Source organism: Mesorhizobium mediterraneum (genome assembly GCF_002284565.1).
In the GTDB taxonomy this organism is placed as follows: domain Bacteria; phylum Pseudomonadota; class Alphaproteobacteria; order Rhizobiales; family Rhizobiaceae; genus Mesorhizobium; species Mesorhizobium mediterraneum.
This window is the reverse complement of record NZ_NPKI01000011.1, coordinates 341,074-357,186: the sequence shown is the minus strand read 5'-3', so window position 1 is coordinate 357,186 and position 16,113 is coordinate 341,074. Positions and strand designations below refer to the sequence as shown.

At 63.6% G+C, this 16,113-nt stretch carries 12 protein-coding genes; 9 read left to right on the top strand and 3 right to left on the bottom strand.

The features are described from left to right. The first annotated feature begins 1 nt into the window (after position 1). The 4 genes from CIT25_RS06820 to CIT25_RS06805 all read left to right on the top strand — a co-directional run bounded on the left by CIT25_RS06820 (position 2) and on the right by CIT25_RS06805 (position 7,036). Positions 2–1,459: a di-heme oxidoredictase family protein gene (locus tag CIT25_RS06820; protein ID WP_245329778.1), complete on the top strand. Its 1,458-nt coding sequence runs from the start codon at positions 2–4 to the stop codon at positions 1,457–1,459. Beyond that, positions 1,456–2,886, top strand: coding sequence for a putative sulfate exporter family transporter (locus CIT25_RS06815; protein WP_095483776.1), 1,431 nt, complete (start codon positions 1,456–1,458; stop codon positions 2,884–2,886). The genes CIT25_RS06820 and CIT25_RS06815 overlap by 4 nt, the downstream gene beginning before the upstream one ends. A gap of 45 nt (positions 2,887–2,931) precedes the next feature. Then, positions 2,932–3,579, top strand: a complete 648-nt coding sequence (locus CIT25_RS06810) for a phosphoadenylyl-sulfate reductase (protein ID WP_245329777.1) — start codon at positions 2,932–2,934, stop codon at positions 3,577–3,579. Between the two features lie 235 nt (positions 3,580–3,814). Continuing rightward, positions 3,815–7,036, top strand: coding sequence for an AfsR/SARP family transcriptional regulator (locus tag CIT25_RS06805; RefSeq protein ID WP_095483775.1), 3,222 nt, complete (start codon positions 3,815–3,817; stop codon positions 7,034–7,036). 395 nt (positions 7,037–7,431) lie between these two features. Here the strand turns inward: CIT25_RS06805 and CIT25_RS06800 are convergent, their stop codons facing one another. Beyond that, positions 7,432–8,451 carry an isopenicillin N synthase family dioxygenase gene (locus CIT25_RS06800; protein WP_095483774.1) on the bottom strand — a complete coding sequence of 340 codons (1,020 nt, stop codon included), beginning with the start codon at positions 8,449–8,451 and terminating at the stop codon, positions 7,432–7,434. Positions 8,452–8,954: 503 nt separating this feature from the next. Between CIT25_RS06800 and CIT25_RS06795 the strand changes: the two genes are divergently transcribed. The 5 genes from CIT25_RS06795 (at position 8,955) to CIT25_RS06775 (ending at position 14,235) form a co-directional block, all read left to right on the top strand. Next, on the top strand, positions 8,955–10,301 hold the full coding sequence (locus CIT25_RS06795; RefSeq protein WP_095483773.1) for an ABC transporter substrate-binding protein: 1,347 nt from the start codon (positions 8,955–8,957) through the stop codon (positions 10,299–10,301). Positions 10,302–10,399: 98 nt separating this feature from the next. Further along, positions 10,400–11,338, top strand: coding sequence for a sugar phosphate isomerase/epimerase family protein (locus tag CIT25_RS06790; RefSeq protein ID WP_095483772.1), 939 nt, complete (start codon positions 10,400–10,402; stop codon positions 11,336–11,338). Beyond that, on the top strand, positions 11,335–12,264 hold the full coding sequence (locus CIT25_RS06785) for a carbohydrate ABC transporter permease (protein WP_095483771.1): 930 nt from the start codon (positions 11,335–11,337) through the stop codon (positions 12,262–12,264). The genes CIT25_RS06790 and CIT25_RS06785 overlap by 4 nt, the downstream gene beginning before the upstream one ends. Beyond that, entirely contained in the window at positions 12,264–13,163 is a 900-nt protein-coding gene (locus tag CIT25_RS06780) for a carbohydrate ABC transporter permease (RefSeq protein WP_095483770.1), read from the top strand. The genes CIT25_RS06785 and CIT25_RS06780 overlap by 1 nt, the downstream gene beginning before the upstream one ends. Position 13,164: 1 nt before the next feature. Beyond that, complete coding sequence (locus tag CIT25_RS06775; RefSeq protein ID WP_095483769.1) at positions 13,165–14,235, top strand: Gfo/Idh/MocA family oxidoreductase; 1,071 nt, start codon at positions 13,165–13,167, stop codon at positions 14,233–14,235. A 59-nt stretch (positions 14,236–14,294) separates the two neighbouring features. Here CIT25_RS06775 and CIT25_RS06770 read toward each other — a convergent pair whose 3' ends face one another. Both CIT25_RS06770 and CIT25_RS06765 read right to left on the bottom strand, forming a co-directional pair. Next, on the bottom strand, positions 14,295–15,101 hold the full coding sequence (locus CIT25_RS06770; protein WP_095483768.1) for an SDR family NAD(P)-dependent oxidoreductase: 807 nt from the start codon (positions 15,099–15,101) through the stop codon (positions 14,295–14,297). After that, positions 15,098–15,952 carry an NAD-dependent epimerase/dehydratase family protein gene (locus CIT25_RS06765; protein ID WP_095483767.1) on the bottom strand — a complete coding sequence of 285 codons (855 nt, stop codon included), beginning with the start codon at positions 15,950–15,952 and terminating at the stop codon, positions 15,098–15,100. The genes CIT25_RS06770 and CIT25_RS06765 overlap by 4 nt, the downstream gene beginning before the upstream one ends. Positions 15,953–16,113: the final 161 nt, after the last annotated feature.

Below are 16,113 nucleotides of genomic sequence, written 5' to 3'. Positions count from 1 at the left end.
CGTGTTCGCCGGCCGGCATACCGATCGCGAGAATACGCCGAAAGCGCAGCCCAGCGGCTGGCTTGGCAAGCTCATGAATTACCAGGCAAGCGGCCAGCTGACATCAGGCGGAATGCAGACGGGCGCGCTCGGAACGGCGTTTCTCGGTCGATCGCCGGACGGCAGCGGCTTTGCCGTGTTCGCCGCCGTCACCGCGGATGGAAGCGTGGTTCAGATCCACGTCCAGGATGGCGTCGACGGCTTGGCCGGCCCCGGCACGGTAAGCACCGGCCTGGGCACGGTAAGCACCGGCCACGGCATCGGCGACGATCCCGGCGTCATCGGCGTCGCCTTCAAGTGGAACCCGGACCGCGCTCTCTACATCGCCGACCCCGGCCGTGACCGGCTGGTGCTGCTTGAACTGGAGGACGACCGGCGGCATTTCGCGGTCGCCAGGAGCCGCACGATCTCGCTGCCGGAATTCGACCGTCCGGTCGATGTCGCCGCGGCCATTCCCGAGATCGCCAATCCGCAATTCTCGAGCCACACGACGCTGGCTGGCGGGTCTGATCTGTTCGTCGCCAATCGCGGCGACGGCTCGCTGCTGCGCTTGAGCCAGGACGGCCGGCTTCTCGCCCGGGCGACGATCGAGATTCCAGGGCTCGGGCCCCTCGGCCCCGATCGCCTTCGCGCGATCGCGACCTCGGCGGATGCACAGCATATCTGGATAACGATTGGCGGCGAGGTTCCGGGATTTCCGGGCCTCGAAGGGGCGCTCGTCGAGGTTGGGGTCTTCGACGAGCACGGCGCGGCGGCAGCGATGCAGGGGACGCAGGGCGCTGCCGCCGACGCCAATCTTGCGGCGCGCGGAAAAAAGTCGTTCCAGACCGATTTCACGCCGCGCATGGGCCTCGGCCCATTGTTCAATGCAACGTCCTGCGTGGCCTGCCATCCCGGCCCTGGCGGTGCGAGCATCGATGAAAACCACTTTGCGCGCAGAATAGCCCATATTGATCCGGGCTCTGGGCGCACGGTTCCGATCGATCATCCCAACAGCCCGGTCGCCAGACGCCATGCGTTGCGCGATGGCATGAGGATCGTGTCGGCGGCGATGCCAAGCCAGGCCAATGTGATCTCGCTGCGCATGCCGCTCGCACTCTACGGTATCGCTGGGATCGACGAGATACCCGACAGGGTCATCGAAGCGCAGGCGGTCAGCAAGGGCGACGGCATCAAAGGCCGCGCGCATCATGTCGTCGATGGTCAGGGCGCATCGCGGGTCGGCCGATACGGCTGGAAGGCTGACATAGCCACCCTCGAAGACATGGTAGCGAACGCTTTCGCAAACGAACTCGGCATCACCAGCGCGACTGTCAGCCGCGAGGCGGGCTCGCAGCCGATCGAAGACGATACCGCGCAGATCGAGGCGGTCGCCTTCTATCTGCGAACGCTCCGCCTGCCCGACGGGGCAAAGCCATGAGCCTCGCCCTGACGCTCTCCCATGCGCCCGAAAAAATGCGCCCGGTCTTGCCTGGCGTCATCGTTGCTGCGGCACTTGCCCTTGCGGCCGGCTGGATCGCCGGCGGACTGGGCGAGCCGCTGTCGCGCAACCCGGTCCTCGTCGCCATGCTCTTCGGGCTCATGATCGGCAGCAGCTTCGCCTGTCCAGACGCCTTGCGGCCGGGGCTCGACTTCACCAAGCGCTATTTGCTGCGGCTCGCCGTGGTGCTGGTCGGCTTCCGTATCACGACGCGGCTGTTCCTGGATCTGGGGTTCATGCCGCTCGGGGTGGCGGCCATCGAGCTGATCCTCGTGCTGACGCTGCTCTACGCCATCGCGCGCAAGCTGTTCAGGCTCGACGCCGAGATCGCGCTGCTTGTCGCGGTCGGCAGCGCCGTCTGCGGCGCCGCGGCGATCCTCTCCATGGCCGCGCTGGTGCGTGCGCGCGACCAGAGTGCCGGCATCGCCATCGCCCTGATCACGCTGAGCGGCACCGTGGCGTTGCTCGCCTATCCGGTCATGTTCCTGAGCGGATGGCTGCCGCATCTCGACGACCGCCTCTATGGCGTGTTCGTCGGGGCGAGCATTTTCGAGCTGGCGCAGGTCTACGGCGCCTCCTTCGCCATTTCCGATGGCGCGCTGAACACCGCCACGCTGGTCAAGCTCAGCAAGGTGCTGATGCTCGTCCCGCTTCTGCTCGCCGCCAGCCTGGTCTTTCGCAGCCGCAACAAGGCGCAAGAGGCAGCGCCGATCCCGTTCCCGTGGTTCATCGTCGCGTTCATCGGCGTGGTGATGCTCAATTCGGAGATCACCCTCAATCCGCAACTGCGCCGCGTCATCCTCGATGTCGACCAGTTCCTGTTCCTCATGGTGATGATCGCGCTCGGCATCACCACCCGGGTCAGCCGACTCGGAGAGGCCGGCGGCGCCTGGCGCCTGGTCGGCGTGGGCCTCGTCGGGTTGGTACTGTCGGCGGCGCTGGCCTATGGCGCATTGCTCCCATTCTCGTCGACCTTCCGGACCGCATCGCCTTCATCGAGCCACAGCGCGATGCTCGGCAGCCATGGCGGACGGCTTTTCGCCTCGGTCGGTTGCGCCAAATGCCATGTGCCAGCGCTGGAAGGTGTCAACGGCGAAGTCCGGCTTTATTCCGACCTTTTGCTGCACGACATGGGGCCGGCACTCGACGACAAGATCGTCCAGGGCGATGCCATCGGCGCCGAATGGCGGACCACGCCGCTCGTCGGCATCCGCCTGCGCCAACGCTACCTGCACGACGGCCGCGCGACCACGCTGCGCGATGCCGTCTTCGCCCATGGCGGCACGGCGCAGATCGTGCGCGACCGTTTCTTCGACCTGGACGAGACCGACCGCCAGGCGATCCTCGATTTCGTGGCGAAGCTATGATGCGGCCTTGTCACGCCACCACCGTCTTTGACCGGCCGAACCGCGATGTATGAAGCTGTCGTCGCAGAGCTGAACCATCTCGACGGGCCCGACCTGCTGGCGCCGCTCGTCACCGATCTGTTTTGTGGAAACATAGCGCTCGTGTCCTCGTTCGGCGCAGAATCCGCAGTGCTGCTGCATATGGCAGCCGCGATCGACCGTTCGCTCCCCATCATCACGCTCGACACCGGAAAGCTGTTCGCAGAGACGATCGCCTATCGCGCGCAGCTGACGGCTCTGCTCGGTCTCACCGATCTGCGCGTCGTCAAGCCTCAGGCCGACGTCATGCGGATGCTCGACGGCACTGGAGCGCTGCACCGCCGCGATCCGGACCGGTGCTGCCACATCCGCAAGGTTCTGCCGCTCGAAAATGCGCTGACCGGTTTCAAAGCCTGGATTTCCGGTCGCAAGCGATATCATGGCGGGCTTCGCGCGGATGTTTCGACACTGGAGGAAACTGACGGGCGCCTGAAGATCGACCCGCTTGCCCGCTTCACCCGCCAGCAGATTGAGGACTATCTCGACCGTTATCATCTTCCCCAGCATCCGCTCCTCGAAAGGGCTACCTCTCGATCGGCTGCGCGCCCTGCACGGTCAAGTGCGGCAGCGCGGACAATCCGCGCGCGGGCCGCTGGAGCGGCCTGTCGAAGATAGAGTGCGGGATCCATCGGTCACCCGCCGGCGCTGCCTCACACAATTCGGTCTCATCCGCGTCCTGATTTCGCGATCGCGCAGGCATCCAGTCGACGGCTGGAATCGGCCATCGCCGCTTCATCTGCGAAGCCACTACGAATTGTTGCATGATTGCGCTACCCTAGGGTCAATCTGGGCGGCGGGACGGTCACGGCGGCACGACCGGCGCTCGATGATTGGTCGAGCGCGAGCCCTCATGACCCCTCTAGACGCCATCGAAGCCGATGCGAGGCGCCCGCTCTCGGGCACAGGCCGGATCGCCAAGCTGGCGGCGCCGCGCAGTGCCAGGATATTGAGGCGGAACCGCGTTCTCGAAGCGATCGATCGGAAATCGCGGTCGACCATATGCTGGGTGGCGGCGCCGGCCGGCTACGGCAAGACGACCGCGGTCATCGACTATCTCGAAAGCGTCGAGGCGCCGCATGTGTGGTTCCGCGTCGACGAGGGCGATCAGGACATTGCGCGCTTTTTTCAGTATCTGACGCAGTCACTCGCCCCACCTGCGGTTGGCGACATGCCGGTGTTCGGCGTCGAATATGCCGAGCAGCCGAACGAGTTCGCCAGGCGCTTCTTCAGGGCCTATTTCGCGCGGCTGAAACCCGATACCATTCTGGTTCTCGACGATCTGCACGATGCCGACACGCCAGAGTTTCGTGGCGTGCTTTCGGTGATGTTCCGTGAGCTTCCGGACACGGTTCGGTGCATTTGCGCCTCGCGAACGCTGCCACGGGAAGAACTTAGCGACCTAGTCCTCAGAGGCCAGATGGCCGTCGTCGACAGGTCGGCGCTCGAATTCTCGACCGCGGAAGCGCGCGATCTCGTCCAACTGCGTTCGAAGAACGCCTCAGTCGATGTCGAAGCCGCGCGCGGCTGGGCGATCGGACTGGTTCTGCTCGCGGACCACGGCTCGACGGTCGGACCTGATGACACGAGCGGCGGGCAGAACGCGCTGTTGGATCTTCTTGGCCGTCATTTCTTCCTTTCCCTCCCCGCCACCGACCAGGATATGCTGCTGAAGCTCAACTTGCTGCCTGAAATCAGCGCCGAACTGGCCGACGAGATGATAGGATCTGGCGAGGCGGGAAAACTGCTCGACAGGCTCTACAAGCGGCAATTGCTGGTCACGCGTACGGAAAGCAGCCGCGACGTCTTCTACCTGCATGATCTGTTGCGGGATTTCCTCGACCGAAGTTTCGCTGAGCGCGTGCCACGAGAAGAGCAGAGATTGCTGAAACGAAAAGCGGCGACGATCCTCGTCGAGGCAGGCCGTCTGGATGAAGCCATCCCGCTTGCCTTGCAGGCGGAGGACTGGGGGCTTGCCAGCAAACTCATACTGAGCCGCGCGGAGGATGTGCTGGCGCAAGGCGGCCGGGCGACTTTCATCGACTGGTGCGGCCGATTGCCGGAAGCGCTGATGAGCGGCTGGCATTTTTATTGGCTGGGCGTTGCCCACGTGCCGGACGACGTCGCCGCGGAGCGCTGGCTGGCGAAGGCATGGCAGGCTTTTGGCGAGGCGGACGATCAGCGCGGCCTGTGTCTCACCGTGTCGCGCGCCGTCTTGGTCAAGACCGCCAGTTGGCGCACCTACGAAGGCCTTTCCATGTGGACCCGCCGGGCATTCGAGCTGATCGAGCGCGGCCTTCCGGAACTGCCTCGCGAGGAAGCGATGCTGGTGCGCATTGGCATGATGCGGGCGCTAAACTTCGGCGACGACTACTACCGCGGCAGCCCGGCCGGACAAGCACTGGAAGCCGAACTGCTGGAGCGACTGACCAAGAACTCCGGCCAGGATCCGAGCGGATTTCGGTTGCTTGCGAGCGAAACGCTGATCGATCTTTCGGCGTCGACCATGCGGGCCGATCTGTTCGCGAAGGCCGTCGACAGCGTTATCGACGATTTAGGCCAGAAGGACGTGCTGCCCTGGATCCTTGGCATGTGGCTGGTCGCCTTCGGTGCGGAGAGTGGTCGTTACTTCCCCTACAAAAGAAGAAATTTTCCCTATCCTTCGTCCGAAGCGGCGTTGCGGGAGGCGATCGCCATTGGCGAGCGCGAGTCGCTCAAGAGCGTGGAGTTCGGCGGGCTCTACCATCTCCAGATGCAGATGAAGGTCCGCAACGATTTTGCGGAGTTCCACCAGGTGGTCGAGCGCCTGGCCGAGATCGCCGACAGCCGCTTCACCACGCAAGTCGCCGTCGTCGCCGACTGCCACGCCGCGCTGCATGCCAGGCAAGGCGATTTCGCGGCCGCCTACCGGGATTGCGAGCGCTTCATGGAGGCCATCGAGGCCGCCAACGAGCCGATGGTTGAGCGCTGGCCGCACTACATCACGAAGTTCCAGGTGCTGCTGGCCGACAGGAAACCTCGCGAAGCCGCCGCGCTGCTCAGCGACCTGCTGCCGCGGCTGGACGGCGGCGCCCGCAAGCGAACCGAGATATGCATTCTCGCGGCGGAGGCGCTGGAGACCCTGTGGGGCGGACATTCGCACTATGGCGACCGGCTGAAGATCTTCCTGGAGGCGCTCCGCGACATCAGCTGGCCAATGGTGCTCCTCAACGTTCCGGACTTGCTCGCCGAACTGCTTGGCGATGCGCTTGAGCGCGGCATCGAGCCCAAGCTTTGCCGGTCGCTGATTGGGGAACGCCGGTTGGACGTGCCGCAGCGGCGGCCCGCGGCCTGGCCGTGGCCGCTCAAGGTCCACGTTCTCGGAGGCTTCCGGCTCGAACTCGATGGAAACCCTCTTCCTCTCGGCGCCAAGCCGCCGACGAAGGCCCTCGACATCCTGCGGGTGCTGGCGATCTCGAAAGACAACACCTGCTCGCTGGAGACCCTTCAGGACTGGCTGTGGCCCGACCTCGACGGGGACCAGGCGCGGGCGGCCTGCGAGCAAGCGCTGCATCGGCTGCGCAAGCTGCTCGGGCGGACCGATCTCATCGTCCAGCGCGAAGGCAAGCTTCGCCTCGCGTCGGACAAGGTCTGGGTCGACCTCGCCGACTGGGATGCACGGCTCAAGGCAGTCGCGATCGCCAATGGCGAGGCGCTCCCGGAAGCTGAAGCGCTCTTCCTCGCATTTCCAGGTCCGCTGTTTCTGCACGAGCGCGCCAGCTTCTGGTCGCTCGCTGCCGCTGAAAAAGTGCGTCGCGATCTGATCGATCTCGGATTGCGGATCGGCCTGCGGCTCGAGACGACCGGCAACGCTCACGAAGCGCGCTCGATTTATCTGAGGACGTTGGAGCTTTATCCCGATGCCGGACCCGTCTGCAAGGCGCTGATCAAGGAGCGGCTGGCGCGCCGTGATTTCGAAGCCGCAGTCGACGACTATGCACGCTACAAACGGGCGCTGGATGCTGCCGGAGAAGCGGCGCCCGCCGCCGAAATACGCGCCTTGGTCGAACCCTATCTCGCACGGCTCACGCGCTGAAAACGATATGTTGTGCTGTCTCGCGAAACCCTAGGGCTGGCGTCACCCGGTTTTTTCGATCGCGCGCTTTTGTGCATCTGCGGCCTCCTACGCGACGCAGTGTGGAAGGCAGGCGCATATGGATCGCTTACGGCAAAGCCGGCAGTCCCGTTCCCAGATTCACGGTTCGGGGATCACAGCTGATTTGCCGAAATCGCACGAAAAAATGGCCGGGCTCGAATGCGGCCCGGCCAAAAGAAGGTTACAACCTTCAGAGGGGAACACCGTTCAGCGGAATGGGAGGAAACCGTCGAACGGTCTTACCTGTTTGAGCTTGTTTGGGCGCGTTGGCGACGAATAAAATTCCAAAGCCGCCGGCGATGACGAAAATTTCTGTTCTATTTGCTCCGACGCCTTCAGACAGGTGACGCCCTCGTTTCGAGAAGATCGGCATAGTGCCGGCGCGCCACGTCAGGATGCGAGCGCAGGCGACTTTTCAGCACGTTGGTTCCGACGTCGCGAAACAGCGGATTTTCCGGATCGCTCGCGGGTCCGCGCGCTTCGGCAGCCAGTTCTTCAGGCAGGGTGAGCAACGGGATCGTCGCATCGAGCCGGGCGCTGAAGAAGAAAGGAACGGAAATCCGCTCGACACCGGCCGGTGGCGTGACGACACGATGCACAGTCGCCCTGAGGTAACCGTTCGACGCCAATTCGAGGAGCTCGCCGATGTTGACCACCAGCGTTCCGGGGATGGGATCCACATTCACCCAGCTTTCGTCATATTCGACCTGCAGCCCCTTATTTTCGTCCTGAAGCAGGAGCGTCAGGAAACCGCCGTCCTTGTGCGCGCCGACGCCCTGGTCGCCGCCGGTTGCGTCGCGTCCGGGATAGCGCACGATCTTCATGCGATGGTTGGGCTCACCGCTATAGATCGGATCGAAAGCATCCTCGGCCTGGTCGAGCGACAGCGCGAAAGCCTTCAGCAGGCGGATCGCCACCGCCGTCGCCCTGGTCTGCCATGCCAGCAGCGCCGGCTCGAGTTCCGGCAGGGCCGAAGGCCATTGGTTCGGCCCTTGCAGCCGCGTCCAGGCAGGAATGCCCGGTCCCTGTGGCACGGGTCGGCGCTCGACGCCGATGTCGAGCTGTTCACGCCAATCGGCCTTGCCCTTGGTCAGTTCGCCACCGGTGCGCGTATAGCCGCGGAATTGCGGTGACTTGACCATTTCGATGGCCAGCTTGTCGGCTTCGGGCAAGGCAAAGAACCGACGCGAGGCGTCGAGCACCTCGTCAATCTCCGCAGCCGAAATCCCGTGGCCGCTGAGATAGAAGAAGCCGACGTCACGGGCCGCCGTGCGTAGGTCGAACAGAAAGGTCCGACGCTCCGACGCGCCCTGTCCGAGACGGCTGAGATCGAGCACGGGTACAATCCTGGCCATGGTCAACCTCCTTCTGCCTCAGGCTTGGATCAGGCCTCTACGGTGACACGCAGGTCGTTGCGATCAAAGCAATGCTCGATCCAATCTCGACGCCAATGGAAGAAAGTCAGCGCTGCGTTTGGCGGCCGGCAGGCAAATAACGTCCGAAAGGATGCTCCAGGGCGCGACGGAACCCTGGAGCCGCGGCGCTTCCGGCCGATGCCGCCAAACGCTCAAACACGCTTCCCGTATTCGCCTCCTGCGAGAGCACGTTCACCGTGCGCCGAACCTGACCGGCGCCGTTATCGTCTTGTTGGCGCCGAGCGGAGGTGCGGGAACGGGGGAAGCGCGGCGCATCAGACGACGCCGCGCTCGCCCGCCAACTCTCTGGGCCCATGAAATTGGTGAAATAATAGGCATGCCTACCGATTGACAAAATTTGCAACAGGCGACCAAGATCATATGACCATCAACGATCTTTGGTCCCGAGGTTGCCCCTCGGCATTGGCGTAAAGGAGAGCCAGATGCCCATTCAGCAGAGAGTGACCCATCGTTCGAAACAACATCCCGCCATCCTTGCTACCGCACTGCTCAGCCTGAGCCTGATCACGACGCCCGGCATCGGCCATGCCGAGGGGATCACGCTCAAGGTCTTCGGCGGTTCGGCCCTCGACCAGCTCGCTCCGCGTCAGACGCCGGACGAGCAGAAGAAGATCCAGCAGCAGGTCATTGACGGCTTCCTCAAGGCCAACCCCGACGTCTCGAAGGTCGAGTGGGATGCCCAGGGGCCGCAGACCGATTCCATCCAGCGCCTGATGACCGCCAAGCTGGCGAGCCAGGAAATGGACCTGATCGCCTGCCCGGCCTTCTACACCAATGGCGCCTATGTCAGGCGCAAGCTGGTCATGCCGATCACCGACAAGATCAAGCCGTTCCAAGACAGGATCGACGCCGCCGCGCTTGGCGCCTTCACGGTCAGCGGCCAGGTCTATGGTGTCCCGATCTCGACGCTGTCGACATCGACGATCTTCTACAATGTCGACCTCTTTCAGAAGCTCGATATCCCGGTCCCGCCGACCTATGGCGACCTGAAGGCGGCCGTGCCGAAGTTCACGGACGCGGGCGTCATCCCTCTCCTGCATCAGGGCTCGAACACCGTGATGTGGCCGATGTGGTTCTTCGAAACTTTTTCGCAGGCATCGGGAGACCCGGTCGGCAAGACGCAGAAGAATCTCGAGGGCACGGCAAAGTTCACCGATGCGCCTGACGTCGAAGGCTTCAAGCTGATCAAGCAGTGGGTCGACGACGGCATCCTTTCCAAGGACTCGCTCTCCGTCGACCAGGACGGAATGCGCGCAGCTTTCGCCGCCGGCAAGAGCGCCATGTATTATGGCGGCACCTGGGAAATCCCGTCGCTCCAGTCGAGCGTCAAGGACTTCAAATGGGGCGTCTTTGCCTTTCCGAAAATGGATGGAACGCCGGGCGCGCCAGGCCATGGCGGCGGCGCCGACAACGGGATCTGCGTCGCCTCGTCGATCCCGCCCGAGAAGCTCGATGCGGCGATCAAGTTCATCGAATATCTGACCCAGCCTGAGGTTGCGACGCTCTACCTTGCGCCGGAGCAGCCGATCGCAGCCTCGATCAAGGGCGTGCCGCAGGTCGACGACGCCTATGCGGTCGAGCTGCGCAAGGAAGCCTTCCCGAGCACCATCAAGTTCCTCGACTGGATCTGGCCGTCGGAAGTCGCGACAGCCACCGCTTCGGCGATCGCCGGCATCGTTGGCGGCACGACGACGCCCGAGGAGGCGGCGGCCTCGATCCAGACCACCTTCGACGACCTCAAGGCGCAGGGCAACTGGCCGCCCAAGTGAGCTCGCATGCAGGCGAGCGCATCCAGCCGAGCTGATGCGCCAGGGCAAGAAAACGGGGCCGCCCGTCTCGGGCTGCCTCTCTTACCGGAGACAGAGACATGACGACAAATCGCGCCGAGCGGCAGCGCTTCTCGATCGGCTATCATCTGAACAGCTGGGACCTCACCGGACTACCGCTCAGGCCGGCCATCAAATTCCTGGCCGATCAGGGTTTCGGCTGGTTCGAGATCCTCGCCTTCACCAGCCTCTCGGACCAGTACGCCCGCAAATATATGCAGCTCGGCAACCAGGCGCCGATGGGCGTGACGACCGATACCGACATTTTGCGGCGCTACGCGCTGCTGTCGGAAGGCCAGAGCGAGTATGGCATCAAGCTCTCCTCTTTCTACGTGAATGCGATCTTCACCAACCCTGTCGCCTGGCCTTATGAGCGCGATGTGCTTGTCGCGCTGACCAGGATGCTGAAGGGCTTCGGCTCACCGGTGCTGGTTCTGGGCGGCGGCCCGTCGGAAGCCATTGCCGGGCCTCACACCGCCGACGACTACCGCGCCTTTTGCCGTGCGCTCGAAGATATCGGCAGACGGACCAAGGATCTCGGCATCGAGACGGTCTACCATCCGCATCTCGACACCTTCATCGAGCGCCGCGACCAGCTCGACCGGATGATGGATGAGCTGGACATGGACTTTGCCGGCCTGTGTATCGATCCAGCGCATCTTGCCCATACAAATTCCGATCCGGTCGATGCGGTCAGAACCTACATCTCGGCCGTGCGTTACATGCATTTCAAGGACACCAGGGTCGATCCTGCGCTGAAAGGCTACGACCGATACGGCGCCTTTTGCGAGCTTGGCGCGGGTGTCGTCGATCTTGCCGGCATCGTCGACGTCCTGATCGACGCAAATTATGACGGCCTCGCCATCATAGAATTGGACGCATCGAAGAAGACGGCCGAGCAGAGCACGCTGGAGAGCATCGCCTATATCAGCGACACGCTCGGGCTGGTGCTGATGCCGAAAACTGCGAAGGCCGCATGAGCACGCGACCGCAGGGGGCGGCTCCTTCCGCGAGTCGTTTCGGACGCTTCGTTTCAGGCGACGGCGCGGTCGCCTTCGTCATGATCCTGCCGGCCGCGATCCTTTTTTGTCTGTTCTACCTCTGGCCGTTCGTCAACGGTTTCTGGCTCAGCCTGCACAATTGGGATGGGTTTTCCGACCCAAGCTGGGCGGGCTTCTCCAATTATCAGCGCCTCGCACATGATCGCATCTTCCTCGCCGCGCTGCGCAACAATTTGATCTTCGTCCTTGCCGTTGTCGTCTTGAAAAACGTGCTGGGTCTCGGGCTGGCGCTGCTTCTCAACCGGGCGCTCGTCGGCCGCACCTTCTTTCGCGCCGCCGCCTTCATCCCGGTGACCATGTCCTTCGTCGCCGTCGGACTGCTCTGGTCCTGGATCTACAATCCGGTCTTCGGGCTGCTCAATGGCGCGCTCGATCTGTTCGGCCTCGGTGGGCTGAAACGATCATGGCTTGGTGACGCCGATATCGCACTCTATTCGATCATCGTCGTCGACGTCTGGAAATGGCTGGGCTTCCACGCCGTGATCTATCTCGCTGGGCTGCAGACGATCCCGGCGGAACTCTATGAATCGGCGACGATGGACGGTGCCGGACCGGTCCAGCGCTTCTGGCATATCACCCTGCCGATGATGATGCCGATCGTCTTCATCAACACCATTCTCGGCCTGTCCGGCGCCTTTGTGCGCAACTTCGACATCGTCTATGTCCTGACCAAGGGTGGGCCGAACCACGCCACCGAAGTCGTGCTCACCTACATGATGAGCAAGGCCTTCCAGGACGGCGCGATGAGCTATGCAGCGGCCATCGGCTACGTACTTTTTCTGATCGTCGGACTGGCCAGTGTCGCGCTGCTCGCCCTGATGCGGCGGCAAAGGCTTGAGGTCTGATGAGCGCCGCAGCCAACCCTCCGCTTTCCCGGGATGGCAGCGCCGCCCATCGCTTCAGCGTTCATCGCCTCGGCGCGCGCGGCATTCTCGAACTTGCCGGCATCTATGCCGCGCTCGTCCTAGTGCTGCTGGAGACGCTCTATCCGCTGCTTTGGGTGCTGTTCGGCTCGCTCAAGACCAAGCAGGAAATGCTGAGCAACATCTGGGGGCCGCCCTCGAGCCTTGTGTTCCAGAACTATGTCGATGCCTGGCGGATCGCCGGCATGGGATCGCGCATCGTCAGCAGCGTCTTCGTCACCGGTTCGGCATTGATCATCCTGGTGGCCGTGGCAACGCCGTGCGCCTACGCGGTCGCGCGCCTTCGTTTTCCCGGGCGCGGCCTTGTGCTCGCGGTGGCGGTGGCAGCCATGCTGGTGCCGCCGCAGGTCATGGCCATTCCGCTGTTCATGGTGGCGCGCGATCTCGGCCTGATCAACAACCGGCTCGGCATCGCCTTCGTCTACGCGGCGACCTCGCTGCCGCTTTCGGTCTTCATCCTGCGCAGCTTCTTCGTCACGCTGCCCGCCGACCTGGAGGACGCCGCGCGCGTCGATGGCGCAAGCCGGCTGGCGATCCTGATCCACATCATGCTGCCGCTGATCCGGCCGGGCGTGGCGCTGATCCTGATCTTCGGCTTCATCGAGATCTGGAACGATTTCTTCCTCGCCTTCCTGCTCCTGCGCGACCCGTCCGTACAGACCATTCCGCTCGGGCTCGTCAGCTTCTTCCAGCAATACGACTCGCTCTGGACGCTGTATTTCGCCGCGTTGACGATCACGACACTGCCGGTGATCATCGTTTTCATCGCCATGCAACGGCAGTTCATCGCCGGCCTGACGGCCGGCGCCGTCAAGGGTTGACATGCAGGATCGCGTTATCGGCGTCGGCGTTATCGGTTGCGGCGAGATCGCCCAGCTGATGCACTTGCCCTATCTCCAGGAATTGCCGGCGTTTCGGATCGCCGCGCTCTGCGACATCTCACCCGGCACTGTCGACAAAATCGGGGAGCATTACAGCGTCGCGGCACGGTATAGCGACCATCGCGCGCTGCTTGCCGATCCAAATATCGACGCCGTGGTGATCTGCACCTACGATCATGGCGGGATGGTCGCTGACGCCATCCGCGCCGGCAAGCATCTGATCGTCGAGAAGCCGCTTGCCTTTACACCGCAGGAGGCGCGTCCGCTGGTCGAGCAGGCCGAACGGAGCGGCCTCGTCGCGCTTGTCGGCTACATGAAATTCTATGATCCGGGATATGAGATCGGCCTCGAGCGCATTGCCGCGATCGGCAGGCCGAAATCCATTCATGTCCATGATTTCGCCGGTCGCTTCGATCGCTACGGCAAGCTCTATACGCAGACCCGCATCGCCGACGTATCGGCCGATCTGCTCGCGGCCGGACGCAATGCCGTTGCAAAGCGGATCGAGGCAGCACTCGGCCCAGACCATGCCGGCTATCGCGATCTCTATCACCTGTTGCTGGGCCTGGGCAGCCACGATCTCGCCGTCATGCGCGGCGCTTTCGGCGCCCCAAGCGGCGTCGTTCATGCGCGACAGACCGGCCCGAACCAGCTTCTCGCGGTGCTCGACTATGACGGCGTCCCCTGCCTCCTTGACGTGGCGCTCGCCCAGTATGAGTGGTGGGACGAGTGGATCCATGTCCATGGCGAGCGCGAGGAGGTGCGGATAGATTTCCAGAACCCCTATTTCCGCAACGCCTCGGCCATCGTGCGGGTGCGCGAAGCGGCTGGCGAGACGGCATCCGAACGCGTGATACCGGGCATTCCCGACACCGCCTTCCGCCGCGAATGGCTGCATTTCGCCGACTGCATCCTGGCCGGCGCAAAACCGCGCACGCCGCTTTCGGGCGGGCTTGCCGACCTCGATCTCGCCGTCCAGATCATCCAGGCAATGCCGCCAAAAAGGCTCTAAGTGTTTGTTTTTACGCAATTCCGGACGGAAAACCGCTACGCACTTTTCCTGGAATTGCTTTAGCGAAATTTCGGAAATACGCCGCCGGCCGGCGCGTTGGCCCAGCTCTGCAAGGTCTGGCCGCCGTCGATCAGCCAATCCACGCCGGTGACATGCCTGGCCTCGTCGGAGGCCAGGAAGGCCACGGCGGCCGCGACATCGTCGGGCTGGCCGATGCGGCGCAGCGGGATTCGGTCGGCGAAATGCCGGACACCGCTTTCGAAATCGCTGTCGCCGGTTGTGGGAACGCCGAGCGTTGTCTCGATCACGCCGGGGCAGATGGCATTGACCCGTATGCCGTATGGCGCAGCATCGATCGCGGCGACCCGCGTCAGTCCGACCACACCATGCTTGGAGGCGACATAGCCGGCGCCGCCGGCGAGCACATCCCAGCCGGCCATGGACGAGCCCATATTGACGATCGAGCCGCCATTACCGGCCTCGATCATCGCCCGAAGCGACGCCTGCAGGACGAGAAACATGCCGCGCAGGTTGATACGAATGATGGTATCCCAGTCGTCAACAGGCAGTTCGTGAACCGGAGCGACGACGCCGGAAATCCCGGCATTGTTGAACACCGCATTCAGCTCGCCGAATGTTTCCACGGTCGTTTCAACGGCGCGCCGCACGTCTGCTTCATCGGTGACGTCGGCTTCGATGGCGATCGCGCGCTCGCCCAGGGATTGGGCCAGTGTCTGCGCCGCCGCGCCGTTGCGGTCGACAATGGCGACGCGTGCGCCTTCTTCGAGGAAGCGCCGGACCGCCGCACTGCCGATCGCGCCGGCGCCACCGGTGACAAGGACGCATCTTTCGTCGAATCGCTTCATTTTCCAAGCTCCGGCTTCGGGTAAGAGCGCCACGAATGGCTCGGCTCAAAGCTGATGGTTTCGCGCGCATGGACTGTGTCGAGCACGGCACCATGGCCGGCGATCGGCCGCGATAGCGGGACATCCGGGTAGACACGGCGCACGAGCGGCTCGGTTTCCTCTTCCATGAACGTGTCGGCGGCGCTGAGCAGGACGCGGAGATGGCCGTCGCCTTTCCATTCCAACGCCTGCAGGAAGCCCTGCCCCGCGTCGCGCGCATCGAGATAGGCCCACAGGTCACGGGCGCTGTCGGCAGTGGCACGGCGCGGGCCGACGCCCGCGAAAAAGCTGGCCGGGGTCTGGATCCATGGCATCCGAATGCTGACAGCCGAGAAAGCGCCGCGGCGCACCGCCGCGCCGACGATTTCCTCACCGAGCCATTTCGACAGGCCGTATGGATCCTGCGCGCCGACTGGGTGGTTCATATCGACCGGCAGATAGGGCGGGCGCACCGTCTTCTCGAAAAACGGATAACCGAAAACGCTGAAGGACGAGGCATAGACGAAGCGCGCGGCGCCAGCCATGGCCGCCGCCTCGACGACATTGTAGGCGGTCGCGACATTGGTCTTGAACACTTCGCCGCCGGCCCGCCCGGTCGGGCGCGGAATGGCCGCGACATGAACCACAGCGTCGCAATCGCGCACCAGCTGCAGCGTCGAGCCAAGATCCGTCAGATCCGCGGTTGCATGCCGCCATGCCACGTCTCCCGGCGCGACGGCATCAATGCCCAGCACATCATGACCGGCCGCGACCAGCGCCGCGGCGACATGGCGGCCAAGCAGACCGCTGGATCCGGTGACGATCGTCTTCATGTCTCAGCCCTCGACGCCGCGAATTCAGCCAATTGAATACCATTGATGGTCATACAAATCGAACACCCGATTGCCGAACCTTGTCAATGCCATTCCGCATCGGAGAACGGCGCGGACCTTTGCCGGCGCGTCCCGCGCACACCAGGCGACAAGGCTTTGCT

What these genes read in the sequence shown, in the direction of transcription:
- CIT25_RS06815 (WP_095483776.1), top strand. Translation starts at nt 1,456, where the DNA reads ATGAGCCTCGCCCTGACGCTCTCCCATGCGCCCGAAAAAATGCGCCCG.
- CIT25_RS06810 (WP_245329777.1), top strand. Translation starts at nt 2,932, where the DNA reads ATGTATGAAGCTGTCGTCGCAGAGCTGAACCATCTCGACGGGCCCGAC.
- CIT25_RS06805 (WP_095483775.1), top strand. Translation starts at nt 3,815, where the DNA reads ATGACCCCTCTAGACGCCATCGAAGCCGATGCGAGGCGCCCGCTCTCG.
- CIT25_RS06800 (WP_095483774.1), bottom strand. Translation starts at nt 8,451, where the DNA reads ATGGCCAGGATTGTACCCGTGCTCGATCTCAGCCGTCTCGGACAGGGC.
- CIT25_RS06795 (WP_095483773.1), top strand. Translation starts at nt 8,955, where the DNA reads ATGCCCATTCAGCAGAGAGTGACCCATCGTTCGAAACAACATCCCGCC.
- CIT25_RS06790 (WP_095483772.1), top strand. Translation starts at nt 10,400, where the DNA reads ATGACGACAAATCGCGCCGAGCGGCAGCGCTTCTCGATCGGCTATCAT.
- CIT25_RS06785 (WP_095483771.1), top strand. Translation starts at nt 11,335, where the DNA reads ATGAGCACGCGACCGCAGGGGGCGGCTCCTTCCGCGAGTCGTTTCGGA.
- CIT25_RS06780 (WP_095483770.1), top strand. Translation starts at nt 12,264, where the DNA reads ATGAGCGCCGCAGCCAACCCTCCGCTTTCCCGGGATGGCAGCGCCGCC.
- CIT25_RS06775 (WP_095483769.1), top strand. Translation starts at nt 13,165, where the DNA reads ATGCAGGATCGCGTTATCGGCGTCGGCGTTATCGGTTGCGGCGAGATC.
- CIT25_RS06770 (WP_095483768.1), bottom strand. Translation starts at nt 15,101, where the DNA reads ATGAAGCGATTCGACGAAAGATGCGTCCTTGTCACCGGTGGCGCCGGC.
- CIT25_RS06765 (WP_095483767.1), bottom strand. Translation starts at nt 15,952, where the DNA reads ATGAAGACGATCGTCACCGGATCCAGCGGTCTGCTTGGCCGCCATGTC.